The organism is Phytohabitans flavus (assembly GCF_011764545.1).
GTDB lineage: Bacteria > Actinomycetota > Actinomycetes > Mycobacteriales > Micromonosporaceae > Phytohabitans > Phytohabitans flavus.
The window spans coordinates 4,518,434-4,543,652 of record NZ_AP022870.1; the positions used below are offsets into that span (position 1 = coordinate 4,518,434).

25 protein-coding genes and 1 pseudogene are annotated in these 25,219 nt (G+C 70.6%); 13 read left to right on the forward strand and 13 right to left on the reverse strand.

The window, feature by feature from the left end; all coding sequences use genetic code 11:
- Positions 1 to 256: 256 nt before the first annotated feature.
- The gene (locus Pflav_RS19710) at positions 257 to 1,486 is read right to left on the reverse strand and encodes a PucR family transcriptional regulator (protein ID WP_173037461.1); all 1,230 of its coding nucleotides are present in this window, start codon (positions 1,484 to 1,486) and stop codon (positions 257 to 259) included.
- A gap of 206 nt (positions 1,487 to 1,692) precedes the next feature.
- Here Pflav_RS19710 and Pflav_RS19715 point away from each other — a divergent pair, with 206 nt between their 5' ends.
- A complete protein-coding gene (locus Pflav_RS19715; RefSeq protein ID WP_173037462.1) occupies positions 1,693 to 3,246 on the forward strand; it encodes a PstS family phosphate ABC transporter substrate-binding protein in 1,554 nt (517 codons plus the stop codon).
- A 6-nt stretch (positions 3,247 to 3,252) separates the two neighbouring features.
- On the opposite strand, the gene Pflav_RS19720 is transcribed toward Pflav_RS19715, so the two are convergent.
- Together Pflav_RS19720 and Pflav_RS19725 are read right to left on the reverse strand one after the other, a co-directional pair.
- Positions 3,253 to 4,128 carry an endonuclease/exonuclease/phosphatase family protein gene (locus Pflav_RS19720; protein WP_232071645.1) on the reverse strand — a complete coding sequence of 292 codons (876 nt, stop codon included), beginning with the start codon at positions 4,126 to 4,128 and terminating at the stop codon, positions 3,253 to 3,255.
- Positions 4,129 to 4,251: 123 nt separating this feature from the next.
- Positions 4,252 to 4,860 carry a hypothetical protein gene (locus Pflav_RS19725; protein ID WP_173037463.1) on the reverse strand — a complete coding sequence of 203 codons (609 nt, stop codon included), beginning with the start codon at positions 4,858 to 4,860 and terminating at the stop codon, positions 4,252 to 4,254.
- A 302-nt stretch (positions 4,861 to 5,162) separates the two neighbouring features.
- Here Pflav_RS19725 and Pflav_RS19730 point away from each other — a divergent pair, with 302 nt between their 5' ends.
- Together Pflav_RS19730 and Pflav_RS19735 are read left to right on the forward strand one after the other, a co-directional pair.
- Positions 5,163 to 5,855: a hypothetical protein gene (locus Pflav_RS19730; protein ID WP_173037464.1), complete on the forward strand. Its 693-nt coding sequence runs from the start codon at positions 5,163 to 5,165 to the stop codon at positions 5,853 to 5,855.
- A gap of 179 nt (positions 5,856 to 6,034) precedes the next feature.
- Entirely contained in the window at positions 6,035 to 6,667 is a 633-nt protein-coding gene (locus Pflav_RS19735; protein WP_173037465.1) for an HNH endonuclease family protein, read from the forward strand.
- 59 nt (positions 6,668 to 6,726) lie between these two features.
- Here Pflav_RS19735 and rox read toward each other — a convergent pair.
- The 7 genes and pseudogenes from rox to Pflav_RS19765 form a co-directional block, all read right to left on the reverse strand.
- Positions 6,727 to 8,150: pseudogene (rox, locus tag Pflav_RS19740) on the reverse strand (rifampin monooxygenase).
- A gap of 272 nt (positions 8,151 to 8,422) precedes the next feature.
- Positions 8,423 to 9,505, reverse strand: coding sequence for an aldo/keto reductase (locus Pflav_RS19745; RefSeq protein WP_173037466.1), 1,083 nt, complete (start codon positions 9,503 to 9,505; stop codon positions 8,423 to 8,425).
- Positions 9,506 to 9,635: 130 nt separating this feature from the next.
- The gene (locus tag Pflav_RS19750) at positions 9,636 to 11,624 is read right to left on the reverse strand and encodes a TPM domain-containing protein (RefSeq protein WP_173042535.1); all 1,989 of its coding nucleotides are present in this window, start codon (positions 11,622 to 11,624) and stop codon (positions 9,636 to 9,638) included.
- 56 nt (positions 11,625 to 11,680) lie between these two features.
- Positions 11,681 to 12,361 (reverse strand): NAD(P)/FAD-dependent oxidoreductase, encoded by a 681-nt coding sequence (locus Pflav_RS45890; RefSeq protein ID WP_232071647.1) that lies wholly within the window; start codon positions 12,359 to 12,361, stop codon positions 11,681 to 11,683.
- 23 nt (positions 12,362 to 12,384) lie between these two features.
- A complete protein-coding gene (locus Pflav_RS45895; RefSeq protein WP_232071649.1) occupies positions 12,385 to 13,002 on the reverse strand; it encodes an NAD(P)/FAD-dependent oxidoreductase in 618 nt (205 codons plus the stop codon).
- Between the two features lie 276 nt (positions 13,003 to 13,278).
- Entirely contained in the window at positions 13,279 to 13,794 is a 516-nt protein-coding gene (locus tag Pflav_RS19760) for a hypothetical protein (RefSeq protein WP_173037467.1), read from the reverse strand.
- Between the two features lie 46 nt (positions 13,795 to 13,840).
- A complete protein-coding gene (locus Pflav_RS19765) occupies positions 13,841 to 14,902 on the reverse strand; it encodes a helix-turn-helix domain-containing protein (RefSeq protein WP_173037468.1) in 1,062 nt (353 codons plus the stop codon).
- A gap of 177 nt (positions 14,903 to 15,079) precedes the next feature.
- Here Pflav_RS19765 and Pflav_RS19770 point away from each other — a divergent pair, with 177 nt between their 5' ends.
- The gene (locus Pflav_RS19770; protein WP_173037469.1) at positions 15,080 to 16,072 is read left to right on the forward strand and encodes a glycerophosphodiester phosphodiesterase; all 993 of its coding nucleotides are present in this window, start codon (positions 15,080 to 15,082) and stop codon (positions 16,070 to 16,072) included.
- A 48-nt stretch (positions 16,073 to 16,120) separates the two neighbouring features.
- Here the strand turns inward: Pflav_RS19770 and Pflav_RS19775 are convergent, their stop codons facing one another.
- Positions 16,121 to 16,822: a GntR family transcriptional regulator gene (locus Pflav_RS19775; RefSeq protein ID WP_173037470.1), complete on the reverse strand. Its 702-nt coding sequence runs from the start codon at positions 16,820 to 16,822 to the stop codon at positions 16,121 to 16,123.
- A 93-nt stretch (positions 16,823 to 16,915) separates the two neighbouring features.
- Between Pflav_RS19775 and Pflav_RS19780 the strand changes: the two genes are divergently transcribed.
- From Pflav_RS19780 to Pflav_RS19810, 9 genes are all read left to right on the forward strand, one after another.
- On the forward strand, positions 16,916 to 17,716 hold the full coding sequence (locus tag Pflav_RS19780; protein ID WP_173037471.1) for an FAD binding domain-containing protein: 801 nt from the start codon (positions 16,916 to 16,918) through the stop codon (positions 17,714 to 17,716).
- A gap of 16 nt (positions 17,717 to 17,732) precedes the next feature.
- Positions 17,733 to 18,206, forward strand: a complete 474-nt coding sequence (locus tag Pflav_RS19785) for a (2Fe-2S)-binding protein (RefSeq protein ID WP_173037472.1) — start codon at positions 17,733 to 17,735, stop codon at positions 18,204 to 18,206.
- The gene (locus Pflav_RS47510; RefSeq protein WP_173037473.1) at positions 18,203 to 19,603 is read left to right on the forward strand and encodes a xanthine dehydrogenase family protein molybdopterin-binding subunit; all 1,401 of its coding nucleotides are present in this window, start codon (positions 18,203 to 18,205) and stop codon (positions 19,601 to 19,603) included. The genes Pflav_RS19785 and Pflav_RS47510 overlap by 4 nt, the downstream gene beginning before the upstream one ends.
- A gap of 1 nt (position 19,604) precedes the next feature.
- Complete coding sequence (locus tag Pflav_RS47515; RefSeq protein ID WP_173042536.1) at positions 19,605 to 20,615, forward strand: xanthine dehydrogenase family protein molybdopterin-binding subunit; 1,011 nt, start codon at positions 19,605 to 19,607, stop codon at positions 20,613 to 20,615.
- A gap of 14 nt (positions 20,616 to 20,629) precedes the next feature.
- The gene (locus tag Pflav_RS19800; protein WP_173037474.1) at positions 20,630 to 20,932 is read left to right on the forward strand and encodes an EthD family reductase; all 303 of its coding nucleotides are present in this window, start codon (positions 20,630 to 20,632) and stop codon (positions 20,930 to 20,932) included.
- Positions 20,932 to 21,792, forward strand: coding sequence for an AAA family ATPase (locus Pflav_RS19805; RefSeq protein WP_173037475.1), 861 nt, complete (start codon positions 20,932 to 20,934; stop codon positions 21,790 to 21,792). The genes Pflav_RS19800 and Pflav_RS19805 overlap by 1 nt, the downstream gene beginning before the upstream one ends.
- 409 nt (positions 21,793 to 22,201) lie before the next feature.
- Positions 22,202 to 22,798, forward strand: a complete 597-nt coding sequence (locus Pflav_RS45905; protein ID WP_269474632.1) for a VWA domain-containing protein — start codon at positions 22,202 to 22,204, stop codon at positions 22,796 to 22,798.
- A gap of 150 nt (positions 22,799 to 22,948) precedes the next feature.
- The gene (locus Pflav_RS43755) at positions 22,949 to 23,107 is read left to right on the forward strand and encodes a hypothetical protein (RefSeq protein WP_197938648.1); all 159 of its coding nucleotides are present in this window, start codon (positions 22,949 to 22,951) and stop codon (positions 23,105 to 23,107) included.
- Positions 23,108 to 23,115: 8 nt separating this feature from the next.
- Positions 23,116 to 23,838 (forward strand): amidohydrolase family protein, encoded by a 723-nt coding sequence (locus Pflav_RS19810; RefSeq protein ID WP_197938649.1) that lies wholly within the window; start codon positions 23,116 to 23,118, stop codon positions 23,836 to 23,838.
- Here the strand turns inward: Pflav_RS19810 and Pflav_RS19815 are convergent.
- Both Pflav_RS19815 and Pflav_RS19820 read right to left on the reverse strand, forming a co-directional pair.
- Positions 23,835 to 24,125 carry a hypothetical protein gene (locus Pflav_RS19815; RefSeq protein WP_173037476.1) on the reverse strand — a complete coding sequence of 97 codons (291 nt, stop codon included), beginning with the start codon at positions 24,123 to 24,125 and terminating at the stop codon, positions 23,835 to 23,837. The two genes, Pflav_RS19810 and Pflav_RS19815, sit on opposite strands and share 4 nt — an antisense overlap.
- A gap of 489 nt (positions 24,126 to 24,614) precedes the next feature.
- Positions 24,615 to 25,142, reverse strand: a complete 528-nt coding sequence (locus Pflav_RS19820; protein WP_173037477.1) for a SigE family RNA polymerase sigma factor — start codon at positions 25,140 to 25,142, stop codon at positions 24,615 to 24,617.
- Between the last annotated feature and the right edge of the window lie 77 nt (positions 25,143 to 25,219).

A 25,219-nucleotide genomic window follows, 5' to 3' on the forward strand; every position in this document is an offset into this window, starting at 1 on the left:
GGGGATCACCACCGTGCGCGGCAGGCGAGCGCCTACCCTCAGTGCCATCCCGTCGGCCCTCGACCCGCATGTTCTTGGAGCGGGCCGACGCCCGGGGCGCCACCACCCACGGACATCAACAGGTCGCACGGACGCTGGCGCCCCGGGCGTCGGTCTGCTCTGCTCTTGTGGGTCGAGGGCCGACGGGATGGCACTTCCCCCATCCCGGAGGCCGGAGCGCTCCCGCCGGAGGCTAAGGGGTAAGAGCGACCGCTGGCTAGGGGCCGGGGTAGGTGCCGCTCAGGCGGGCGAGCTTGAGGCCTAGGTGGAGGCAGAGGCGCTCGTTGCCGTTCTTCAGGTCGGTTTCGGCGAGCTGCTCCACACGGTGCAGGCGGTAGTAGAGCGTCGTGCGGTGCAGCCGCAGCTGTTCGGCCGTGGCGTGTGCGTTGCCGGCCAGGTCGAGGTAGACCTCCAAGGTCTCCAGCAGGACCTGGTTGGCCTCTTCGCCCAGCAGCCGGTGCAGCCCGGGATGGACGGTGGCGACGTCCACGTGCCGGCCGTCCATCTGGGACAGCATGCGGTAGATGCCAAGGTCGGACCAGGAGATGAGCGGTCCCAGCGCCGGCAGGCGCACGCCCACGCGGGCCGACTGGACCGCCTCGTCATACGAGTGGATGGCGTCCGCGAGCCCCGGCCGTGGGCTGCCGATGCCGACCACCACGCGGGCCACCTCGCCCAGGGCGCCGGTCGCGTTTCGCAGCGACTCCCGCAGGTACCCGGCGGCGGACTCGGCCGACGGGCGGCCGCCCACCTGGCCGGCGCGGACCAGCAGCACGCCCTGGTCGTTGCGGAGTAGGTGCAACGCGTCCCGTACCCCGATCCACCGCCGGGTGGCGACCAGCGCCTGCTCCAGCGCGATCCCGGCGTCCTCGTCGAGCACCTGCCCACGGGCCGCGACGAGCTGGGCGACGATCGCGGTGGCCGGACCGTCCGCACCGACCAGCCCGTCGGCGAGCAGCGAGCGGACCATCTCCTCGCGGGTGGCCGGGTTGTCGGAGAGCAGCGTACGGGCCGCCTCGGCCTCGCGTTGGGAGGCCAGCTCGCCGAGCAGGTTCTCCCGGTAGAGGGCGAGCGACAGGTCGCCGGCAGCGCGGGTGATCATGTCGATCTCGGCCTCCGTCATGCCCTTGTCGGCCTCGATGAACCACACGTACCCGAGCAGCCGGTCCTGGTGGACGATCGGCACGCAGAGGCGGGGCAGCAGGTCGAGCTCGGGGCAGGCGGGGATGCGCATCGGCCTGCGGGCCTTCATGATGCCGAAGCCGCGGAACCACGTGATGACCTCGGGCGCGGTGTGCCGGCGCAGGATGGAGCTGCGGCGGACGTCGTCCATAGTGCCGGTCTGCTCGCTGTACACGACGACCCGATGCCGCCGGTCCTCGATCAGCGCCGGCCGACCGACCCGCGCAGCCATCGCGTCGACGATGCCTTGCAGCTCCAGGTTCATGCCGTTCTCCGACCGTTTGTCGCCCGTTGGCGGCCCCGGCCTACGCGGCGTACCGCCGGCCCTTACCCTCCGACGCCGCCCGCCGCCGCGCAAGGGTCGCCGACTAATGATCATTCCCACTGGCGCTGGTGAACAGGAGGCGAACGCGATTGTCATCAACATGAGCTACGCTTCGCGCCCGTACTGTCCACTAGCGAGGGGAAGCCATGGGCGGCCTGGGGACGGCGGTCGCTGAATGGCTGTCCGGCGTACTCCTCGGCGACTACGGCATCATCGGTCTCGTCACGGGCCTGGTCATACCCGTCGCCCTGCTCTTCGCCGACCGGTTCCTGATCAAGGCCAAGCGGCTCAACGTGCGTACGCTGAGCGACTCGAACTGGCCGAGCCGCTTCGGCCTGCGCGGCAAGGGGCAGCGGATCAGCTTCGTCGCCAAGGATGGCGCGCCGATCGAGCACCCGTCGATGGTGAGCCTGCGGATCAAGAATTCCGGCGTGCTGGACATCGCCGAGTCCGACTACGAGCTTCCGGTCACGGTGCCGTTTCCGGACCGCAACGTGATCCGGGCGGAGATCGCCGAGGCGCGCAGCCAGGACCGGGCGGACGATCAGTGGCGGGACATGCTGGCCGGCCATCCCGGCTTCAAGGTGCGCCGGCACGAGGTGGTACTGCCGCCGGTCCATCTCAACCCTCGGGACCGCTTCAAGCTCGTGGTGCTGCTGTCCGGCGAGAGCACCGGCGAGGAGCTCGACTGCCGCGGCCGGATCAAGGGTGGCCGGATCATCGACGACACCCACCCGCGCCGGATCACCCGGACCCGGGTTCTGGCCGGGTTCGCCCTGCTCTTCGCCGGCGCGCTCGCGGTCGTGCTCGCGGTGCAGCCAGGCCTTGTGCCCCTGCCGAGGCAGCCCTTCGAGTGCGCTACCGGCGACCTCACGGTGGTCGGTTCCACGGCGTTCGAGGTGGCGGCGAACAAGGCGAAGGACGCGTACCTCAAGGTCTGCGACGGCGCCAACATGACCGTGAACCCCGAAGGCAGCATCGACGGGCTCGACCAGCTCCGCGGCGCGGACATGAACGGGCGCGGGAAGCTGCTCGTCCTCTCCGACGGCCACGCGCCGAGCGGCTACCCCACACTCCGCGCCCGGCCGACCGCGCTGGCCATCTTCGCGGTGGTGGTCAACGCCAACACCGGTATCGACAGCCTCACCCTCGACCAGCTCCGCGGCATCTACTCCGGCCAGTATGACAACTGGGCCGACCTGGGCGGCACCAACACCGAGATCCGGATTGTCGGCCGGGACAACGAGTCGGGCAGCCGGCGGACCTTCGAGGAGTTCGTGCTGAAGGCGGCCGAGCCGGCCGAGTCGTCGAGCAACTGTGAGCGAAGGGACCTCATCCCGCAGTCCGCCACCCTCCGGTGCCTCGCCTCCGGTACCGGGAGGCTGCTGGAGAACGTCAACACCATGAGCGGCGCGATCGGGTACGCCGACGCCCCCACCGCCACCCTCTACCCGGATGTGGTCCGGGTACGGCTGGACGGGCGGGAGCCGGAGTTCGGCCACATCGACGAGGGCTACCCGTTCTGGACCATCGAGTACATGTACACGTACGGCGAGCCGCCGGCCGGTGGGCTGCTCGCCTCGTTCCTGGCGTACATGAACACCGACTCGGCCCGGGTCGCGCTGCGTGAGGCGGGCTACGTGCCCTGCGTCAACCAGGACGGCAGCCAGCTCGAGCCCTGCCTCAAACAGCCGCGTTGACGGTCGTCAGGGCAGCCGGAGCCGCACCTGTACCGGTAGGTGGTCGCTGGGGTACTGGTTACCGCCTCGGTACGTGTTCATGCCGGCCGCGAGCGCGGTGATGCCGGGGGTGGTGAGCACCCAGTCGATCCGGGCACCGCCGGTGGTCAGCCCCCGGTAGTTGTGGAACGTGCCGTACCCGGTGCCGCGTACCGCCGCCCCGGGCCAGGTGTCGCGGTAGCCGGCCTGGTTGACCAGCAGGTTGTACACGTACCCGCTGGATACCGCCGTGGTGTTGAAGTCGCCGGTCAGCACGATGGGCAGCGCCGGGTCCAGCGCGGCGAGCCGCTGCCGGATGAGCTGCGCGGCGCGCTGGCGGGCGTTCTCGCTGGCGTTGTCCAGGTGGGTGTTGACCGCGTAGAAGCGCTTGCCGGTCACGAGGTCGAGGAAGCGCACCCAGGTGACCATCCGGATCGACCCACCGCCCCAGGTGTTCGAGCCGGGCACCTCTGGCGTGTCGGAGAGCCAGAAGTGCTGGTACGCCTGCGGGGCCAGCCGAGTGTTGTCGTAGAAGATGGCCATGTACTCACCCCGGGTGCCGCCCTCCCGGCCCTGCCCGATGAAGTCGTAGCGGGTACCCAGGTCGTTTTCGATGTCGCGGAGCTGGGCGTTGAGCCCCTCCTGCGTGCCGATCAGGTCCGGCTGTTCGTTGGTCAGCATCGTGCGCATCACGGGGCGCCGCTGCCCCCACGAGTTCGGCGTGCTCGTGCTGGCGTAGCGGAGGTTGAACGTCATGACCTCCAGGTCACCAGCGGCGGCCGGTCCGGCGAGTCCGTCCAGTATGGACGGACCCGCCGCGCGGACCGGCGTGACCGCGGCCAGCATGGCCGCGATCGTTACCACGGCGAGGCCGACACCTCGCCCAGCAAAGGATCGAAGAGAGCCAATTCGCATGGTCTGACGGTAAGAGCCGGCCGTGGCCCCCGGTGGCCGGATCCTTACGCCCTTATGCCGGGCAGTGGGACCTCACACCACCTCGATCGGTACCGCGTTGCCCTGCGCCACGAACTGCGCCACCGAGAACGGCACGACGTCGTACACCTTGCTGAGCAGGACGGTGCCGTCGTTCTCCGGCAACCGCGGGTGCAGCGGTTGACCGTTGCCGTTCGCCAGGCAGGGGTAGTCACCGAGGGCGATCTCGTTCTCGGTGATCGACATCCGGGTCGGACCGGTCCAGACCTGCCAGGTGCTCGAGCCGCTTTCGAGCATGCGGGGCACCACCGGATTGTTGGCGACGGTGGTCTCGAAGCACTTGTACACCCGCTGCATCTGGGCGAACGACCAGTTGGTCGGAATCATGCTGTCCTGGTTTACGGCCAGGGTCACCAGATCCACCCCGAGCGGGACATAGGTGAGGCGGCCGGTCGACTGCGGGGTGACGTGGCCGCCGTAGCTCGTCGAGCGGGCGAAGTCGACACAGCCGAGGAAGTTGATACCGAACATCCTGCCGGGTCCTTCACCGACGTCCTCGCCGTGCGCGGCCAGGACCGCCCGGCGGGCCACGGGCGCGGCAAGGGGCCGCGGAAACACGCAGCCCGGCTGGGTACCCCCATCAATGGTGCCCAACGCCTGCATTACCGGCATTGTGAATTCAGGGCCAGTGCCGACAAGCGGGACGCCAGCGGGCGGGATGGGATCGGCCTGCGCCGGCGCGCCGCCGAAGGTGGTCAGGAGTACAGGGCACCACGAGAAGCTGATGGCCGAATGAATCCCGGGCCTGCGGCCGAGATTCGTTTTACAGGCAGTCGCGTAAAGGGTCGGTAAAGGATTTGCCCGCCTTCGTGTCGGATTGATGTCGTAACCGCTGGAGGCGAAACTGGCGTCTCTCCTTTAGACAGGCCGCGACAGCCGGCCTGCACAACGGGGAGGAACCCGAAATGCGCAAGACTCTGGTCGGCGCCGCGCTGCTGACCCTGACGGCCCTGACCGCGTGCAACGCGGGCAGCGAGGCCGCCAAGCCGCCGGCCGGGGGTGCTGGCGCCGGCGCACCCATGGCCACCACGCCGGCCGCCGCCCCCACGACCCCACCGGCCGCGACCCCGCCGGCAACCGCTCCGGCCACCACCCGGCCGCCGGCCACGCGGAAGCCGGCCGCGACGCCGTCCCTGTCGACGCCCAGCACGCCGCGCCCGCCGGCCTCCTACGACCCGGAGCGGGACCTCACCGACCTCGTGGCCACCACGAAGGGGCTCGTGCTGGAGCGGCCGGTCGACGGGGTACGGCACGGCAATCTCATCGTGACGATCATCAACAACGGTCCGCATCCCGTGTGGGACATGACGTTCATCGTCGAACTGCCGGAGAGCATGTCGGCGGCGGGCGGCGACTGGGCCGGGTGCACGCGGTTGCGGTCGACCAAGGCGGGATTCCCGGCCGGCTCGAAGTGTGTCAAGGGCTACCTGGCGCCCGGGAAGTCGCGGACGTTCCGCCTCGGGGTCTCGTCGCCGGCCGCCAAGGACGGCGACGACAGCCTGGTGTCGCGCTGGCTCGTCGACGTCTGGAACGGCGAGGTGTACAGCGACCTCGACCCCACCGACAACCGCCGTATCTTCTCCGTCACCCGCCGATAACGGGCGCACCTGGCCTGACCAGGGCGGTCAGGCCAGGTGATTTCACACGACGTTACGCGAGCGTTTCATGATCGGTGGGTTTCATGCCAATAAGTGAATCTGACATATATCTATGTATCCACGTCGCGTCCCAGCCGGTACAACCCCCACCGGCCGCGCGTGGATAGTCAGGAGTCCACATGACTCGCGTCCTCAAGGCCGGCGTCGCCACCCTAGGCGCCGTTGTCGCGCTGCTCGCGCTCGCCGCCGCCCCGGCCGCGGCGACCCCGCCGAACATCCCGTCGTACAGCACGGCGGTCAGCCGGCTCAACGCGCTGACCGTCGCGGCGGAGTCGCACGGTTCCAGCTACAACCGCGACCTCTTCCCGCACTGGATCACCGTCTCGGGCTCGTGCAACACCCGTGAGCAGGTGCTCAAGCGGGACGGCTCGGGTGTCACCGTCGACAGCAGCTGCTACCCGACGTCGGGCTCGTGGCGCAGCCCGTTCGACGGCGCGACCTGGACCAACCCGGCGGACGTCGACATCGACCACATGGTCCCGCTCTCGGAGGCCTGGGCGTCCGGTGCGTGGGCATGGACCACCGCGCGGCGGCAGACGTACGCCAACGACCTTGGTGGGCCTGAGCTGTGGGCGGTCACCGACAACGTCAACCAGGCCAAGGGTGACCAGGACCCGGCCACCTGGCAGCCGCCGCTGGCCTCGTTCCGCTGCACCTACGCGCGCGCGTGGATCCAGGTGAAGTGGTTCTACGGCCTCAGCGTCGACAGTGCCGAGAAGTCGGCCCTGAACGGCATGCTCGGCACCTGCTGATCCCCCAGCCCCGAACGGGCGGGCCCGGCCAGTCGGCCGGGCCCGCCCGCGCATAAGGATCAGGTGGCGGGCTTGCCGAACCAGCGGGAGAGGTGGTCGTCCAGGTCCTGCTGATCGTTGCCGATCCAGGCGACGTGGCCGTCGGGGCGTAGCAGGACGCACGGATGATCCAGTACCGCGGTGGGATCCGAGAGGTAGTCGACCCGGTCCGACCAGCCGCCGACGGTCAGGCGTTCGGTGCGGTCCAGCAGCAGGCCACGGCCCCGATGCAGCAGACCGTAGAGGCGGCCCTGGTTCACGTCGATGTCGCGCAGGCGGCGGCCGAGCAGGTCGGGACCCGCGCCGAAGTCGTAGCGGATGCCGATCGCGGTGATCTTCTCGATCAGATAGCGGTTCACCTCGTCGAAGTCCATCAGTTCGGAGAGCAGCCTGCGCACGGCCCGCGGGCCCGGTTCGGTGGAGAGCAGTTCCATCTGGGCGCGGGTGTTGTCCAGCACGTCCTCGGCGACCGGATGACGCTCGGCCTGGTAGCTGTCCAGCAGTGTTTCCGGCGCCCAGCCGCGGATCTGTGCGGCCAGTTTCCAGCCGAGGTTGAATGCGTCCTGAACGCCAAGGTTGAGGCCCTGTCCCCGATGGGGGGATGGATGTGTGCCGCATCGCCGGCCAGCAGCACCCGCCCGACCCGATAACGCTCGGCCAGCCGTGTGGCATCCCCGAAACGGGACAACCAGCGCGGGGAGTGCACGCCGAAATCGGTTCCGGCGGTGGTGCGCAACTGTTGTTTGAAGTCCTCGAGAGTGGGCGGTTCCGCACGATCGCTGACTCCCGCGACGGGGACTATGACGCGGTAGACCCCAACGCCCGCGGGCCTGAGACTGAATCGCTTGTCGGTCTGGCCGATCTCGGCCGCTTTGGCGGCGATCTCCTCCTGCGGCACACCCACTTCCATCTCGCCCATCAGCGTCGCGGTCCGCGAGGGCTCGCCGGGGAAGCCGACGCCGAGCAGTTTGCGCACCGCACTGCGCCCGCCGTCACAGCCGACGAGATAGCGCGAACGCAGCTTCTCGCCGTCGGCCAGCTCGACGGTCACACCCTCGTCGTCCTGCTCGAAATCGGCCACCGCACAACCGCGCCGGACCTGCGCACCCAGGCCGATCGCATGTTCTTCGAGCAGGTCGACGATGACCGGCTGCGGGATGCCCAGCAGATAGGCGTACGCCGAATCAAGGCCCTTGGGCGCGGGTTTGTCGATGGCGGCGAAGAAGCCGCCGGCCGGACGCTGTCTGCCGCGTTCGAGAATGCGCTCCAGCAGCCCGCGCATCGCCATCAGCTCGATACTGCGGATATGCAGACCGACGATGCGGGCGAACGACACGGGCTCGGTTTCCTTCTCCAGGACGAGCACCCGCACATCGTGCAGCCGCAGCTCGGCGGCCAGCATCGCACCGGTCGGCCCGCACCCGGCAATAATCACGTCGAACATAGGTGTTGCCTTTCGGGAGTGCCTTGTCGGCTAGGCGCTCCCGGCGACACCTACGTCAGTCGCCCGACCGCGACGGGAAGGCGGAGCACCCACATCGATACATCGTTCATGGGTCTCACCTCCTCGGGCGGTGTCACGGTCAGCTGCAAGCTACAAGGCCCGAGCCGCCGGCTGCAAGGCCGGCGGCTCGGTTGTGAAGCGCGGAGGGTGAGGCCGCGGGAGCAGCGGTCCGGACCACCGCGGACATCGCGGTAGCTCAAGTCTTCATGGTCTTAGTAGCGGGTGGTGCTCTGGAGCAGGGGTGGGTACACAGTGGAGGGTTCGCCGTCCACTGTGGTGCCCGCGAACTGGAGCATGGCGCGGAGCGGACCGCGCATGGGGGCCGGGTAGTCCAGGGCCGGGGTGGAGATCTCGTCCAGGCGCCGGAGGTTTGCCGCCGTGAGGGTCACGTCCAGCGCGGCGAGGTTTGCATCCAGGTGCTCCAGGCGGCGGGCGCCGACGATCGGCACCACCGTGCCCTCGCGGGCGCGCAGCCAGGCCAGGGCCACCGCCGCGGAGGTGGTGCCCAGCTCGTCGGCGACCTCGGCGACCGCGTCGATGACCTGGTACTCGGCGTCCGTGGGACCACCCACGAAGGCGGCGCGGGCCGAGTCGGCCACCTCGGTGTCGCGGCGGTACTTGCCGGAGAGGAAGCCGTTCTTCAGCGGGCTCCACGGCACTAGCGCCATACCCTGGTCCAGGGCCAGCGGGGCGATCTCACCCTCCACCGTGCGGGCCAGCAGCGAGTACTCGACCTGGAGCGCGATCAGCGGGGTCCAGCCCTTGAGCTGTGCCATCGTCTGTGCCTGCGCGGTGACCCAGGCGGGCGTGTTGGAGAAGCCCAGGTAGCGGATCTTGCCGGCGGTCACCAGGTCGTCGAGGGTGCGCATGGTCTCCTCGATGGGGGTGTTGCGGTCCCACTGGTGCAGCCAGTAGAGGTCGAGGTGGTCGGTGCGCATGCGGCGCAGGGTCTCGTGCAGCTGGGCGATGATGGCGCCGCGGCCGGCGCCGCCGCCGTTGGGGTCGCCGGGGAACATGTTGCCGAAGAACTTCGAGGCGAGCACCACGTGCTCGCGGCGGCCGGGGTGGGCGGCGAAGAAGTCACCGAGGATCTTCTCCGAGTGGCCGTTGGTGTAGAAGTTCGCGGTGTCGATGAAGTTTCCGCCGCGGTCCAGGTAGGTCGCCAGGATCTTCTCCGACTCCTCGACACTGCACCCGGCGGCACCGGGATCCTCGCCGAAGGTCATCGCGCCCAGGGCGAACGGGCTTACCCGCAGTCCCGAGCGGCCGAGCGTGACGTAGTGGTCGAGTGGCATGACGTACTCCCTGCGGATCGGATTGGTACTCCCATCGAAACGCGGGAAGTGGGGTTGGGCGTAGACCGATCCGCGCGAGGTCTTGCCCGATCCTCTCGACGCCGGGTGAAACGTGCACGCGCCGCCGGGCTCAGAAGCGGCCGCCGCCGGTACGCCGCGCGCGGCTGCCGCTGCCGCCGAAGCCGCCGCCCCGGAAGCCGCCGCCGCCCCAGCCGCGCGGGCGACCACCACCACCGCCGCCGGACAGGATGCCGCCGAGCAGCACGCCCAGCAGGACGTCGGTACCGCCACCACCGCGGCCGCCGATGCCGGGCGGCGACCACTGGTCCACGTTGGACTGTGCCGCCCGGCCCGCCTCGGCGGCGAGCTGGCTGGCCCGCCCGGCTTCCGGAAGCGCGGCCGGCGGGTTGGACGCGGCCAGCGCCTCGGCGCGGGCGAGGTGCTGCTGGGCCTGCGCCAGCAAGGCCCGCGGGTGGCTGGCAACCGCGCCCCGGCGGGTGGCGATGAAGTCGCTCGCGGCGGCCACCTCGGCGCGGGCGGCGACAAGGGCCTGGTCGAGCAGCGCCCGGGCCCGCGCGGCCCGCTCGGCGGCGTCGCGGATCTCGGCCAGCTCCCGGTCGAGCGCGGCGTCGGCCTCCTCCAGCCGGGCGGTCGCGGCGAGTGGGTCCGTCGTGGGACCGGCGACCGCCGCCCGGACGGCGGCGAGTGCCTGCTCGGCACCGGTGATCGCGGCCGCGAGCGCGGCGGTACCCGGCTGGGTGGCGCGGGCGGCGGCGAGGTCGGACTCCACCTCGGCGAGGAGGGTGTCGATGCCGGCCTGGGCCGCATCCAGGTCGGTACGGGCACGTTCGACCGCGTCGAGCAGCGTCTCGGCCTGGCCGAGCGCCTCCTCGGCCGCGCGTACGGCGAGGGCGGCCCGCGGCCGATCGCCCTCGGCGAGTGCCTCAGTGGCCTGCCGGGTCACGGAGGTGACGAACTCCAGCCGCCGCCGGGCCTGGTCGACGTTGCCGGCGATCCCGGTCGCCGCTGGCCCCACGTAGCGGGTGCGCACCGCGTCGAGGGCGGCGCTCGCGGCCGGGATCCGCGCCTCGACCGCCTCCTGCCGCGTGGCCTGCTCGGCCATCTCGGCCTCGACCCGGGCCTCCAGGTCGCGCAGCGCGTCGAACGCCTCGGACTCCGCGTCCAGCCCGCTGTCCGCGAGTGCACACCGCCGGATGATCTCTTCGAGCGTGCTCCGGCGGGTCGCCTCGTCCGGCCCGGGCGTCTCGTCCAGCGTCATCCGCAGCCGGAACGCCTCGGCGACGTCCTGCCGGGCGCTCTCCAGTGCCGCCGTGTACGACGCGGTCGCCTCGGCGCCGTACCGCCCGCTGGCCAGTGCCAGCTCCTGCTCGCTGGCGCGCAGGTCGTTGTCCAGCTCGACGAGCAGGTCGTTGGCCCGCGTGGTCAGCTCGGCGGTGCTGGGCCCGGCCGGGACCGGCGGGCGCTGGCGGCGGCGCCGCAACAGCCACAGGACCAGCACGACCCCGCCCGCGACGACGAGCAGGCAGAGCGCGCCGGCGATCCAGGCGCTGGCGCCACCTCCGCCGCCGGGGTCGGCCTCGCCCGGCCGGATCTGCGGGCTTGGTACCGCCTGGCCGGCGAGCACCGCGCGGTACCCGTCGGCGGCGGCGATCGCGGCGCCGGCCCAGTCGTTGGCGGACAGCGCCGGTTCGATGGCGACGGTGGCGACGACGTCGAGCTGGGTGTCGGTGAGCGGGAACTCGGCGTCGAAGGCGTACGCGTACGAGCGGTCATGGGTGGCCACCGCGAGGACCGCGTCACGCCGCCCGAAGTCGCTGCGCGTGGCCGTCTGGTCGGCCCACTGCTCGCTCGGCGTGCCGTCGAACGAGCGCACGTACACCACGAAGAGCTGGAGCCCGCCGTCCGCGCGCAACCGGTCGAGCGCGGCCCGCACCTCCCCCTCGCGCCCGTCCAGCGCACCGACCTTGTCGGTGATCTGGCCGTCCAGGCGCGTCGGACCGTCCGCCCTGGCCGGGGCGGGAAGTGCGAAGCCGGCCAGGACGGCGAGGACAACCGCTACCACCGCGCGGGCCGCGCGGTGGTGGGTCGGGGGCAACATCAACGACACGGGGACAGGCTATGCCCCACGCGGCAAGAGTGGCGTCCTGGCCAGCGTCAGGTCGCGCGCGGTGTGCCGTTGAGGGCGTTCCGGGCGTGGATCTGCTGCACCGTGGAGATCCGCTCGGCGCGCCCGCGGCCCAGGAAGCTCACCACCCAGTGCAGCAGCGTGGTCACCTTGTTCTTGAAGCCGATCAGGTAGAACAGGTGCACGCCCAGCCACATCAGCCACCCGAGCAGGCCGCTGAAGTGCAGCTTGCCCACGTTCGCCACCGCGGAGAACCGGCCGATCGTCGCCATGTTTCCCTTGTCGAAGTAGTGGAACGGCCGCTTCGCCGGCCGCCCGGCCACCCGGCGCTGGATCACCTTGGCGGCATAGCGGCCGCCCTGCATCGCGACCTGCGCGACGCCCGGCAGGTCGAGCGCGGCCATGTCGCCCACCACGAAGATCTCCGGGTGGCCGGGAACGGTGAGATCCGGGTTGACGCGGATCCGACCGGCCCGGTCGGTACCGGCGCCGGTGGCCTCGGCGATGCGGGTGGCGAGCGTGGGCGCGGCTACCCCGGCGGCCCAGATCTTGGTGTACGCCTCGATCCGCTCGCCGCCCTCCCCGGTGTCCATCTTCACGCCGCCCTCGTCGACGTCCACGACACGGGTGTTGAGCCGTACGTCGACGCCCATCCTGGTGAGCTGACGCTCGGCCCGCACCGACAGCGGCGCGTCGAAGGCGGGCAGCACGCGGTCGGCGGCGTCGAGCAGGATTACCCGGGTCTGCGAAAGGTCGGCGTGGCGGTACTGCCCTTGAGCGCCCGGTGCGCCAGCTCGGCGATCTGCCCGGCCAGCTCCACCCCGGTCGGCCCAGCGCCGATGATCACGAAGGTCAGCCACCGGCGGCGTGCCTCCGGATCCTCCTCCAGATCCGCCATCTCGAACGCGTGGAAGATCCGACCGCGCAGCTCCAGCGCGTCGTCGATGTTCTTGAGCGAGGGCGCGTGCTCGGCGAACCCATCGTTGCCGAAGTACGAGTTGCGCGCGCCGGCCGCCACGACAAGCGAGTCGTACGGCACCCGCCGCTCGCGCCCGTCCGGTGCGCTGACCAGCACGGCCTTGCCCTCGACGTCGACGTCGGTGACCCAGCCGAGCTGGACGTCCAGATTGCGCCGGCGCCGGAAGATCTCCCGGATCGGCGGGGCCACCTCGCCCTCGGACAGGATGCCGGTCGCCACCTGGTAGAGAAGCGGCTCGAACAGGTGGTACGTCGTCCCGTTGATCAAGGTCACCGAGACGGCCGCCGAACGCAGCTCCCTGGCCGCGAACAGCCCACCGAACCCGGCACCGACAACCACGACGCGGTGCTTGGCGCTGGGGGATTCACTCATACCCTTTAAGACAAGGCGACACCCCTCGATGTGACCACTCGGCGCGGCCGTGTGACAGGGGTCATGGACGGCCGTCAGTAGCCGCCACCACCTCCGCCGCCACCGCCACCGCTCATGGACACGACGACAATGATGATCACGACCACGATCACCGCGATGGCGATCCCCAACCACAGCTTGGCCCTACTGGACATGCTTCTAATCACCTCCCGAACGAGGTGATTACCCCCGCCGCCCGCCCAATCACGGCCCGTCGGATCGCCCAGGGCTGGCGCGCTACAGCAGCCCGTGAACTCGCCCGAATCGGGGAAAGTCAGCTCCCGTGCAGGGCAGTCTCATCCCGGTCCCGCTCAAAGCGTCGACCAGATTGCTGGCGCCGACCTCCGTCAGCTTCCCGTCGCGGCACGCTCGCGCAAGAAGCCAGATCGTGCCATGAACAGCGATCCCGTGGGCGCGACCGACCCGGGTGGCATCGCGATCGTCGATCAAGGCCACAGCGCCGAGTTCCTCCGCGACGGCGAGGACGCTGGCTTCGCCGAGATTGCGCCTACCGGCGCCAACCCGGCCGGTCCAGATGGTGAAGGCCCGCAGCCGGTCCAGGTTGTCCAGGGGAACGATCCGGAGCCATTCGATGGTCAGGACCTGTGCCAGCTCGGGGTGGGCCCGAATGCCTTCGCGGATCTCCTCCCGGACGACATGCGGCACGAATGAATCGTCGCCGGCAAGAAGGTCGCCAAGCACGTCGAGGCGGTCGGCGCGGGCGAAGTGGCTGAGACAGGTCGTGTCGAACACGAGGCTGGGGGCCGTTGGCGCCGTCACGGTGCGACATCTCCGTCACCTAGTGGGGGAAGTCCGCCTCTTCGACCTGGCCGCGCATCAGCTCCACCGCTCGGGCCGTGGTGATCAGGTGTCGCCGGCGTGCCTCCAGGACCGCGTGTGCGTAGCTGGGAGGAACGCGTATCCACTCGAGGTCTGGCTGGGGAGTCCAACCAGTGGCGTCGAGAAGCTCGGCCCTTGTGGGCCGCTGCGGCAGCCAGGACACCGCCTCACCCTCGTCGAGAACGCCCGCGTGGACTGCCTGGCGGACCGCCAAAGACCACGATGTGCGATACGTGGCGGCGAGCTGAATGAGCCTGTCTCGCCCGAACGCCAGGCCGGCTCCGGCGATGACGTGCGCAGGCAACAAGAACTCGGCCGCGAACGCGTCGATAACGGCTTCCCGACCCGCGCGCGAGGCATGAACCCCGAGATCGCTTGAATACTCGTCGCCCAGCACCAGGTGCCCCAGCTCGTGTGCGGCGGTCGTCCGACGCCGGCCGGGATCGCCAAGCCTGCTCACCACCGCGACGGCGAGGTCGCCGTCCAGCGTCGATGCCCCGTCGCCCGGTAGGTCCACAACGGCGATGAGCAGTCCGGCGTCCTGGCACGCCTTGATGAGCGACTCGATCGGCTCGTTCCCGTTGCCGAGCTGGCCGCGCAGCCACGAGGCGGCTTCCCGTGCGGCACCCTCCGAATCGGCCTTTCCGCCGTACACGCTGATCGGGCTTGTTTCGAGTACGCCCGAGGTTTGCATCTGCCGGACATCGCGCAGCCAGCTCACCAGCTCCGCTTCCAACCGGAACGACTCACGTCCGGCCTCCGTGGCTTCCTCTTCGAGCAGCGCGGCACGCCGGGACAACACCACCGGAGGTTCGTACAGGAAATGATCCAGCGGCAGATCGAGGCACTCACCCAGCCGGACCAGCTCAACAGCGTCGATACGCCGCGTCCCCGCTTCGATCTTGGCGATCATCGTTCGATCCAGGCCGATCCGGCGGCCGAGCTCGTCCTGGGAGAGGTTCGCGGCCAATCGAGCCTCACGTACCCGCTGGCCGATGCCGACCCATTCCGTCTGCGCCATGGTGCGATAATCGCACACCCCACCCTCGGAGGGGCGCTTTCTCGAAAGCCGGAGCGCCTGGGCGGGGGCAACGGGTGGTGACATCGGGGTGAAAGTGAGCCGCGTAACCGTACAAACGGTGACCTTGGGAGGCGGGCGCCGCTGCCACGGTGCGAGGTATCGACCCATACTGTGCCGATGCGCGTTACCCGACCTTTTCGGCGCGTCGTCGCTACCGCGATCGCGTCTCTTACCCTGCTCGCGCTGGGTGCCGCCCCGGCCGACGCCCACGGCCGCCCGGGCAACCCCTGGCTCGACAAGCGGTTCCTGCACATAGCGCACCAGGGCGGCGAGAGCGAGGCGCCGTCGAACACCATGTACGCCTTCCGGCGGGCCGTGCGCGTCGGCGCCGACATGCTGGAGCTGGACGTCCACTCGACCAAGGACGGCGTGCTTGTCGCCAGCCACGACGCGTCCGTCGACCGCACCACCAACGGCACCGGCCTGATCCGCGACAAGTCCTACCGCGAGCTGCGCAAGCTGGACGCGGCGTACAACTTCGTGCCGGGCCAGAACGCGGTGCCCGGGCTGCCGCCGTCGTCGTACCCGCTGCGCGGCGTGCGTACCCACGACAAGCGGGCGCCGCGCGGGTACAACGCCGACGACTTCGCGATCCCCACGCTGCGCGACGTGCTGCACGACTTCCGGGACGTGCCGCTCAGCATCGAGATCAAGGGCACGACCGACGCGGACACCGAGTCGTTCCTGCGCAACGCGCGGCTCCTCGCCGACCTGCTCGACAAGACGGGCCGTACCCGAGGGGTCATCGTGACCTCGTTCAACGACCTGGCGGTCGCGGAGTTCCACCGGCTGGCACCGAAGGTCGCGCTCGCACCCGGGATGCAGGGTCTGATCGGCTACTTCACCGCCGGGGTACGGCCGATCGACGGCACTGTCGCGCTCCAGATCCCGGTCACCTACCAGGGCATCCCCGTCGCGACCCCGGAGTTCGTCGCCCGTGCGCACGCCGACGGGTACGCGGTCCACGTGTGGTTCAGCGGCACCGCACCGGAGGACGTGCCCACGTACAACAGGCTCATCGACGCCTGCGCGGACGGCCTGATGTCCTCCTGGCCCAGCGTGATGGAGCGGCTCCTCGACGAGCGCCACATCCGCCGCCCCTGCCGCTAGCACAATTCGCGCCGTGCTGGTGGCCAGCGCCGCCAGCACGGCCCGGGGTCAGCTGACCTGGCGGCTGGTTCGGCGGGCCCGGCCGTGCGCGTCGTGCGGCAGGTCGGCGTAGTGCCACTGGTGGTCGCGCGCGTGCTTGCACGCCGTCTCCAGGTCACCGTCCTCAATGGACTTGAGCAGCTCGGCGTGGTCGCGGGCGATGTCCTTCAGCTTCACCTCGGCGGCCACCATCGTCACCGAGGTGCGCGCCTCGATCTGGAGCGCCTCCCAGGACAGCTTCAGCAGCTCGTTACGCGCGGCGTCGACGATGTGCCGGTGGAACGCGACGCTCGCCCGCGCGGCGGCGACGGCGTCGTCGGTGCGGGCGGCCGCGCGCATCGCCTTCACCTCACGGCGTAGCGCGTCCAGCGGTACCGTGCCGGCCAGCATCGCCAGGCGCGTGGCGGTCTCCTCCAGGGCGGCGCGCACCACGTAGCTCTCCCGGAGCGTCTGCTGCACGAAGTGCCGGACGAACGTGCCCCGCCGCGGCCGGGTCTCCACCATCCGCATCGCCTCGAGCTCGCGCAGCGCCTCGCGCACCGGGGCCTGGCTCGTGCCGTACATGGCGGCGAGCCTCGTCTCGACGAGCCGCTCGCCAGGCTGGATCTCCCCGGACACGATGCGGACCACGAGCGCTTCGCGGATTTGCTGGGCCAGCGTCATGCGCGTCACCAGCGGGGTGACTGCCGACGCCGGCTGGTCGGGCGTCATGGCGCCATCGTAACCAGGCGGTTGACCTTGACGCGGCGCGGCGGACGGTCTTAACGTCCGTGTAACCGATTATCGATAGTCGGTGGAGGTCCGATGATCACGGCAGTGCGTACACCGGAATCCCTCGCGGCCGCGGTCGGCCACGCCGCGGCGGGCGGCCGTCTGATGGCCGGCGGCACGGTCGTCATGGCCCAGGTCAACAGCGGATCGGTGGGCTCCCCCGAGCTCGTCAGCCTGCGCCGCGCCGGCATCGGCGGGATCAGCCTCGACGGCTCGGCCGCCCGCATCGGCGCGACGACGACACTCGCCGAGGTCGAGGAGAGCCCGGAGCTGGCGTTCCTGCGCGATGCGGTGCGCAGCATCGCCTCGCCGGCGATCCGCAGCCTGGCAACTGTGGGCGGCAACCTCTTCGTGCCGCAGCCCTACGGCGACCTCGCGGTGTGCCTGCTCGCGCTGGACGCCACGGTCGAGATCGCCGGCCCGGACGGGAGCCGCGAGGTGCCCGTCGACGTGGTACTAGCCAACGGGGTCGCGCCCGGCGAGGTGGTCACGGCCGTACGGCTGGCCGTGCCGGCGCCGGGCACGTGGTTTTACCACAAGGCGATGCGCCGCAAGCTCAACTCGGCCGCCATCGTCGCGGTGGCCGCTGTGGTGGGTACGGCCGGTGGCGTCGTGACGTCCGCGCGGATCGCGCTGGGCGGCGTGGCGCCCCGGCCGGTCCGCGCCGTGTCCGCCGAGGGTGTCCTCATCGGACGTCCACTGGAGACGGACGTGCTCGACGAGGCGGGGCGGGCCGCGCGCGGCGACATCGAGCCGTTCGACGACGCGTACGCCAGCGCCTGGTACCGCGCGCGCGTCCTTCCAGTCCACCTCCGCCGAGCTTTCCTCGGCTAGCAGAGAGGTCCACGACATGGCGTCACAGGTGGTCAACCTCCGCGTCAACGAACGGTCGCGGGAGTTCCTCGCCGCACCGGGTACCTCGCTGCTGTCCAGCCTCCGCGACGCGCTCGGGCTGATGGCCGCCAAGCGCGGCTGCGCGCAGGGCAGCTGCGGCACATGTACCGTGCTGCTCGACGGCCGGCCGGTGATGTCGTGTCTCGTCGCGGTGGAGACCGTCGACGGCGCCTCGGTGCGCACCCTCGAAGGGGTGGCCCGGGACGGGGAGCTCGACGAGGTGCAGGCCGCCTTCCTGGAGGGCTTCGCGACCCAGTGCGGGTTCTGCACCGCCGGCATGATCATGTCAGCCGAGGCGCTGCTGGACCGCAATCCCGATCCCACCCGCGAGGACGTGGTCGAGGCGATCAGCGGCAACGTGTGCCGCTGCACCGGGTACGGGCCGATCGTCGACGCCATCCTCGACGCGGCGGCGAGGCGGCGGCCATGAGATACAAGACAAACCCGATCGACCGGACGTACTTCGCGGACGAGCCGGCCGAAGACTTCAACGTGATCGGTTCGGTCGTGCAGCGGTCGGACGCGCTCGGCCACGTCACCGGCCGTACCACCTTCTTCGAGGACCTCTCGCCGCCCGACCTGCTCCACGTGAAGATGCACCGCTCGACCCGGCACCACGCCCGGATCCTCGGCGTCGACCTGACCGACGCGCTCGCGGTCCCCGGTGTGGTGCGGATCCTCACCCACGCCGACATCCCCAACAACGTCTTCACCCCGCTCAAGCTGATCGGCGTCCAGCCGGACGACGAGCCGGTGCTGGCCGAGGGAAAGGTGCGCTACCTCGGCGAGCCGATCTGCGCGGTGGTCGCCGAGACCGAGGCCGCCGCGTACGAGGGCGCGGCCCGGGTGCGGGTGGACTACGAGGAACTGCCCGCGGTCCTCGACGTGGAGGAAGCGCTCGCCGAGGGCGCGCCGATCGTCAACGAGTACCACGGCAACAACTACTTCACGTACGAAGGGCACCACTGCCGGCGGATCCGGTTCGGCGACGTGGAGTCGGCCTTCGCGGCGGCGGACCACGTCTTCGAGTGGCGCTACCAGTCCGCGCCGATCGAGCACGCGCCCACCGAGACGACCGGCTGCATCGTGGTGCCGCAGCCCGACGGCCGGCTGCGCATCCACTCCGACACGCAGGCGTGCTTCTTCACGCTCGACAACACCGCGCTGATCCTGGGTACCCCGTTCAACAAGCTGCGCATCGTCGGCGGCACGGTCGGCGGCGGCTTCGGCGGGAAGGTGGACATCGCGGTCGAGCCGGTCGCCTGCGTCGCCGCGATGCTGACCCGCCAGCCGGTCAAGTACGTGTACAGCCGGTACGAGGAGATGCAGGTGTCCTCCCCGCGCGCGGCCGAGCGGATCTACATCAAGGACGCGGTGATGGCCGACGGGCGCATCACCGGCCGCAAGATCACGCTGTACGTGGACGCCGGCGCATACTCCCGCCACAGCCCGTACGGCACCACGAAGGCGGCGGCGCACCTGCCCGGGCCGTACAGCATCCCGAACGTGTGGGCCGACTGCCACTGCGTCTTCACCAACCGCACGCCGTCCAGCGCGATGCGCGGGTTCGGCGTGACGATCGGGGACTTCGCGCTGGAGTCGCAGATGGACCGGATCGCCCGCGAGCTGTCGATGGACCCGTTGCGGCTGCGGCTGATCAACGCGTACCGGGACGGCGACATGAAGGCCCACCGGAAGGTCGCCGAGGGCACCGCGCTCGTCGAGGTCATCCAGAAGGCCGCGGAGATGGTGGGACACGAGCTGCCCGCCGAGTACCGCCAGATGTCTTCAATGGACAGAGCCTCTATGGACCGTGAGGGGCGCTGAGATGGCCAAGCTGCGCGGGCGCGGGTACGCGTCGGTCAACTACCCCACCGGCATGAACCTTGGCGGCGACCCGTCCCAGGCGCTCATCCACGCGACCACCACCGGTACCTTCGTGGTCTCACTCTCCTCAGTGGACCTGGGGCAGGGGCTCAAGACCGTCGTGGCACAGTGCGCGGCGGAGACGCTCGGCCTGCCGATGGAGAACATCCTCGTCGACACCGCCGACACCGACACCGGGCCGCACTGCATGGGTACGTTCGCGAGTCGCGGCACCCACCGCGTCGGCAACGCGGTCATCATGGCCGCCGCCGAGGCACGCGAGGTGATGCTCGCGGTCGCCGCCGAGGAGCTGGAGGTCGACGCCGGCGACCTGGAGACCGACGGCACGGGGTACATCCAGGTCAAGGGCGCCGAGGAGAAGCGCGTCCACATCACCGACCTGGCGCTGGCCGCGCACTTCACGCACGGGCGCACGATCTCCGGCCGGGGCATCTTCCTGAAGGAGAAGAACGACCCGGTGCCGGAGACCGGGGAGATGGATCCCGACTCGTGCCAGGCGCACGCGTGCACGGTCGCGGTGGTCGAGGTGGACGACGAGACCGGCGTGGTCGAGGTGCTGGAGATGCACAACGCCTACGAGATCGGCCGGGCGCTCAACCCGGCGATGGTCGCCCAGCAGGTCGAGGGCGGCGCCTGGATGGGCATGTCGCACGCGCTCTTCGAGTCGACCGAGCCTTACTACCCCACGCGCGACCACGGTCCCGGCGACTTCAACGAGTACCTGATGCCCGGTCCGGCGGACATTCCCATGTACCACAACGCGATCCTCGAACGTCCCGCGGGCAACGGCCCGTTCGGCGCTAAGGGGATCGGCGAGATGACCGCTAACGCGCCGATCCCGGCCATCGCCAACGCCATCTTCGACGCGTGTGGCGTACGGCTGGACACCATGCCCTTCACACCCGAACGGGTACTGCGCGGGCTCGACGAGCTCCGTGGAAACCACCACTAGAAAAGGGAGTGTCAATGCTCAAGGTCGTCTCGTTGCTCAAGCGCGCGGAGGGCTTGTCCAAAGAGGAGTTCGCGAAGTGGGTCGTCGAGGATCACCTTGAGTTCGCGAAGAAGCTCCCCGGCCTGCGCAAGTACACGGTGAACGTGGCCGTGGCGGACGACGCGCCGTACGACGCGGTGAACGAGCTCTACTTCGACGACGAGGAGGCGCGAGTCGCCGCGTTCGCCTCGGAGGACGGCAAGGCCGCGGCGGCCGACGCGGGCGCGCACACGTCCAGCCGCGTACACGTGCTCGCCACGCCACACGAGCTGTTCTGATGCTTCTCGGCGAGGAGCAGCTCGCGGCGGCACTGGCGCGCGAGGGCTACTTCGCCGACGAGGGGCTGTCGACGGCCGTACACCTGGCGCTACGCCTCGACCGACCGCTGCTGCTGGAGGGCGAGCCGGGCGTGGGGAAGACCGAGATCGCCTCGGTACTGTCCCGCGTGCTCGGCCGCGAGCTGATCCGCCTCCAGTGCTTCGAGGGGCTCGACTCGGGGCAGGCCCTCTACGAGTGGGACTACCCGAAGCAGCTGCTGCGGGTACGCACCGCCGAGTCCCGCGGCCAGGAGATCGGCGACCTGTACGCCGAGGAGTTCCTGCTGCAACGCCCGCTGCTGCGCGCGGTACGCTCCGCGCGCGGCGCGGTGCTGCTCATCGACGAGATCGACCGGGCGGACAGCGAGTTCGAGGCGTTCCTGCTGGAGTTCCTGAGCGACTTCCAGATCACCATCCCGGAGCTGGCCACCCTGCGCGCGCGGACGCCTCCGGTCGTGGTGCTCACCTCCAACCGCACCCGCGAGCTGCACGACGCGCTGCGGCGCCGCTGCCTGTACCACTGGATCGCCTTTCCGGACGCGGACCGCGAGCGGGCGATCCTGCACGCGCACGTGCCGGGCTTGACCGACGAGGCGGCGTCCGCGCTTGTGCGGGCGGTGCAGCGGATCCGGGAGCTGCCGCTGCTCAAGCGGCCGGGCATCGCGGAGTCGGTCGACTGGGCCCGCGGCGCCGCCGCGCTTGTCGACGGCGGCAACGGGTGGCCGCTGGCGCTGCGCCGCGCGCTCGGCCTGCTCATCAAGGACGAGGAGGACACCCGCACGCTGGAACGCCACGCGGAGGAGGTGTTCGGCCATCGGTGACGTCACTCACCGGCTTGCCGCGGACCACCTCTGGGGGTTTCTGGACGCGCTGCGCCGGGCGGGCATCGGCGCAGCGCCGGCCAAGCAGGAGGACTTCCTGCGGGCGCTGGGTGGCCGCGGGCCCCGCGACGTCAGAGCGCTCTACTGGTACGCCCGCGTCACGTTGCTCTCGGACATCGCCGGCCTCGCCGCCTTCGACCGTGTCTTCGACGCCTGGTTCGTGCACGGCCTCGTGACGGAGGTCGTCACCCCGCCACCAGACGATGTAGACGGTCAGGTGACGTCGTCGGGCGAGAACGGCGCGATATCCACAATGGAGGAACGCCCGGGCGGTGGGGTCGAGGCGAGCGCGGCCGCCACCACCGGCGGCCGTACCTTCGGCCGCTCGGACGCCCGGCAGCGCGACCTGATGCGTTCGCTGCTGGTGGCCTGGCCCGCCAGCCTCCCGGTGATCCCGTCCCGGCGCCGGCGGCCGGCCCGCTCCGGACGGACGCTGGACATGCGACGCGTCTGGCGGCAGGCCCGCCGCGACGGCGGCGAGCTCACCCGGCTCCGCTGGCGCACCCGGCCGCCCCGGGCCCGCCGGCTGCTGCTCCTGCTCGACGTCTCCGGCTCGCTCAAGCGGCACACGCCGGACCTGCTGCGGCTGGCCTACACCGCGCGGCAGGCCGCACCGGCCCGCACCGAGGTCTTCACGTTCGGCACCCAGCTCACCCGGATCACCGGCGCGCTCTCCGGGGCGGGGGTGGACCCGGCGCTGGCGGCCGTCTCCCGGGCGGTCACCGACGCGGACGGCGGTACCGCGATCGGCGAGGCCCTGCGACGGTTCCTCGCCAACCCGCGCTACCTCGCCCTCGCCCGTGGCGCGCTGATCGTGGTGATCTCCGACGGCCTCGAACGCGGCGATCCCACCGACATGGTCCGCGCCACCGACCGGCTCTCCCGCCTCGGCCACCGGCTCGTGTGGTGGTCGCCGCTGGCCTGCTCCCCACGTACCGCCCGGTGACCCGGGGCATGGCCGGCCTGCTGCCCCACCTCGACCACCTCGGCGGCGTACAGGACCTGGCGACCGGCCTGTCCGAAGTGGAGCGCATCCCCGCTGTCGTAGCCGGCCCGCGCCGCGCCGCCTGGCGCCTCTTCACTCGGGAGCGAGAGCATGACCGACATCGTCGACGCGCATCACCACCTGTGGCGCCGGGCCGACCTGCCGTGGCTGAACGGTGAGATGGTGCCGCGCATCTTCGGGGGTACGAGCCGATCCGGCGGGACTACCTGGCCGGCGAGTACATCACGGAGGCCACCGGGTGCGGCATAACGTCCTCTGTGTACATCCAGACGAACTGGCCGCTGGACCGCGCGGTGGACGAGATCCGGTGGCTGCGCGACGTACACGCGGAAACCGGATGGCCGACGGCCGTGGTCGGCGCCGCGGACCTCTTCGCGGCGGACGCGGTCGAGGTCATGCGCCGCCAGGCGGCCCTTACACCGCTGGTCCGCGGCGTCCGGCTCCAGCTGCACTGGCACGAACGCCCGGAGTTCCGCTTCGCCTCCGCGCCCGACCGCATGAACGACCCCACCTTCCGCCGCAACATCGCCGCGCTCGCCGACCTCGGCTGGCTTTTCGAGCTACAGGTCTTCCCCGACCAGATGGCGGACGCGGCCGCGTTCGTGAAAGCGTTTCCGGAGACCACGTTCGTGCTGGTACACGCCGGTATGCTGGACAGCCCCGAGCCGTCCAGGGTGGACGAATGGATCCGCGGGCTGCGCCGCCTGGCCGAGCTGCCCAACGTCGTGGCCAAGCTGACCGGCCAGGGCACGTTCGTGCACCGCGTCGACCAGCCACTGATCAACCTGGTGGCGGCGACCTGCCTGGAGCTGTTCGGCTCGGAACGCTGCATGTGGGGCAGCAACTTCCCGGTCGAGAAGATCTGGACGGAGCTGCCCCCACTCGTCTCGGCCTGGAAGCGCGCCCTCCGCGACTACCCGCCCGCGGCCCAGGAGGACGTATTCGCCCGGACCGCCCGCAGGGTCTACCGCCTGCACTAGCGAGACGTATCGAGGACATTCCCGGCCGCGTCGTAGATGGTCACGAGTGGGTGGGTGCTGTCCCGGGGGTTCAGCGCCCCGTCCGCCGGGATGTCGGTGATCCAGTACACGACAAGCTCCGGGTACGCGCTCCAGCGGCGGAACTCGACCGGCAAGGACTCGCCGTCGTAGGTCGCGGTGATCCGGTCGACCGGCCCCACCAGCGCGCTGACGATCGTCGTGGTGCTGCCCGGCGCGTTGAAGATCGGCCCGTCGAACTCGGCAGTCTGGTCCGGGAGACCCCCCACGGTTGGGGAAGCGCCAAGTCGAACGAGCAGCCGAGGTCCTCCACCTTCCCGGTGGCCGGGTCGCGGAGCCCGATCCCGAAGCCCGCCGTCCGGCCAGCGCCCTTGTCGCCGCGAAGGAACCGCACCATTATCTCTTGGCCCCGGGAGTTGGTTACCCCGGTCAGGATCGTGTCGCCGATCGCCTCGGCGGCCTTCGGATCGGCGGGACAGCCGTTTGGGTACGGCGGTTCCGCCCTCCCCGTGCTCACGAAGGCGGAGGCCGAAGGCACCGGTGGTGAGCTGCCCACCAGGGCGTCGCCTCGATCGCCACCGCCGATCGCCCAGACCGCGACCGGTACCGCCGCCGCGACAATCGCCACGCCAGCGGCCACCCCCGCGAGCGTTCGCTGCCGGGCGCGGCGCTGCCCGCCGCGCAGGATCTCCTCGGCGCCAATTCGTGGTGCCAGGTCGGCGGTCTCCTCCGCCATCGCTTGCCGCAGTTCCGCGATGTCACGCACGGCGAGTCATCTCCTCTTGGGACGGTTCGGTCAGGTCCGGGGACAGCCGCAGCTTGGCCAGTGCGCGGGCGGCGGTGCTCTTCACGGTGCCCACGCTGACGCCCAGCTCCTGGGCGATGTCGTGCTCGCTAAGGTCGCCGAAGTACCGCAGCACGATCACCGCACGCTCCCGGCGGGTGAGGGCCTGCAACGCCCGGCTTACCTGGTCCCGGTGGGCGACCGCCGTGGCCGGGTCGTCCGGGGCGACCCGCTCCGGCAGGGCCGACACGGGCCACTCGCGCCGGTTCCGCGGCGCCCGCCACCAGTCGGTGTGCAGGTTGACCAGGACCCGCCGCACGTACCAGTACGCGTCCGCCTCGCGCACCCGGCGCCACGCCGTGTACGACCGGGTCAGCGCCGTCTGGTACAGGTCCTCGGCGGCTGCCGTCTGGCCGGTGAGCAGGTAAGCCACCCGGTAAAGCTGCGGCCCGGACTCGCGGACGAACTGGACGAAGCTCTCGTCGTGCTCCGAACCCCGCATCGCTCCACCTTCGCTCGGCTTCCCTCACCCTTCCTGTACGAGACCGCGCGAGCCCAGGTTGTCAGCGCCCACTGGGC

Bases quoted from the DNA above. Each gene is read 5' to 3' on its own strand.
- Pflav_RS45905 (WP_269474632.1), top strand. From the start codon at position 22,202: ATGCGTTCGCTGCTGGTGGCCTGGCCCGCCAGCCTCCCGGTGATCCCG.
- Pflav_RS19770 (WP_173037469.1), top strand. From the start codon at position 15,080: ATGCGCGTTACCCGACCTTTTCGGCGCGTCGTCGCTACCGCGATCGCG.
- Pflav_RS19800 (WP_173037474.1), top strand. From the start codon at position 20,630: ATGCTCAAGGTCGTCTCGTTGCTCAAGCGCGCGGAGGGCTTGTCCAAA.
- Pflav_RS19710 (WP_173037461.1), bottom strand. From the start codon at position 1,486: ATGAACCTGGAGCTGCAAGGCATCGTCGACGCGATGGCTGCGCGGGTC.
- Pflav_RS19735 (WP_173037465.1), top strand. From the start codon at position 6,035: ATGACTCGCGTCCTCAAGGCCGGCGTCGCCACCCTAGGCGCCGTTGTC.
- Pflav_RS47515 (WP_173042536.1), top strand. From the start codon at position 19,605: ATGGCCAAGCTGCGCGGGCGCGGGTACGCGTCGGTCAACTACCCCACC.
- Pflav_RS19745 (WP_173037466.1), bottom strand. From the start codon at position 9,505: ATGCCACTCGACCACTACGTCACGCTCGGCCGCTCGGGACTGCGGGTA.
- Pflav_RS19750 (WP_173042535.1), bottom strand. From the start codon at position 11,624: ATGTTGCCCCCGACCCACCACCGCGCGGCCCGCGCGGTGGTAGCGGTT.
- Pflav_RS19805 (WP_173037475.1), top strand. From the start codon at position 20,932: ATGCTTCTCGGCGAGGAGCAGCTCGCGGCGGCACTGGCGCGCGAGGGC.
- Pflav_RS19820 (WP_173037477.1), bottom strand. From the start codon at position 25,142: ATGCGGGGTTCGGAGCACGACGAGAGCTTCGTCCAGTTCGTCCGCGAG.
- Pflav_RS19780 (WP_173037471.1), top strand. From the start codon at position 16,916: ATGATCACGGCAGTGCGTACACCGGAATCCCTCGCGGCCGCGGTCGGC.
- Pflav_RS45895 (WP_232071649.1), bottom strand. From the start codon at position 13,002: ATGAGTGAATCCCCCAGCGCCAAGCACCGCGTCGTGGTTGTCGGTGCC.
- Pflav_RS19725 (WP_173037463.1), bottom strand. From the start codon at position 4,860: ATGCAGGCGTTGGGCACCATTGATGGGGGTACCCAGCCGGGCTGCGTG.
- Pflav_RS19785 (WP_173037472.1), top strand. From the start codon at position 17,733: ATGGCGTCACAGGTGGTCAACCTCCGCGTCAACGAACGGTCGCGGGAG.
- Pflav_RS19775 (WP_173037470.1), bottom strand. From the start codon at position 16,822: ATGACGCCCGACCAGCCGGCGTCGGCAGTCACCCCGCTGGTGACGCGC.
- Pflav_RS19765 (WP_173037468.1), bottom strand. From the start codon at position 14,902: ATGGCGCAGACGGAATGGGTCGGCATCGGCCAGCGGGTACGTGAGGCT.
- Pflav_RS19730 (WP_173037464.1), top strand. From the start codon at position 5,163: ATGCGCAAGACTCTGGTCGGCGCCGCGCTGCTGACCCTGACGGCCCTG.
- Pflav_RS19715 (WP_173037462.1), top strand. From the start codon at position 1,693: ATGGGCGGCCTGGGGACGGCGGTCGCTGAATGGCTGTCCGGCGTACTC.
- Pflav_RS43755 (WP_197938648.1), top strand. From the start codon at position 22,949: ATGACCGACATCGTCGACGCGCATCACCACCTGTGGCGCCGGGCCGAC.
- Pflav_RS47510 (WP_173037473.1), top strand. From the start codon at position 18,203: ATGAGATACAAGACAAACCCGATCGACCGGACGTACTTCGCGGACGAG.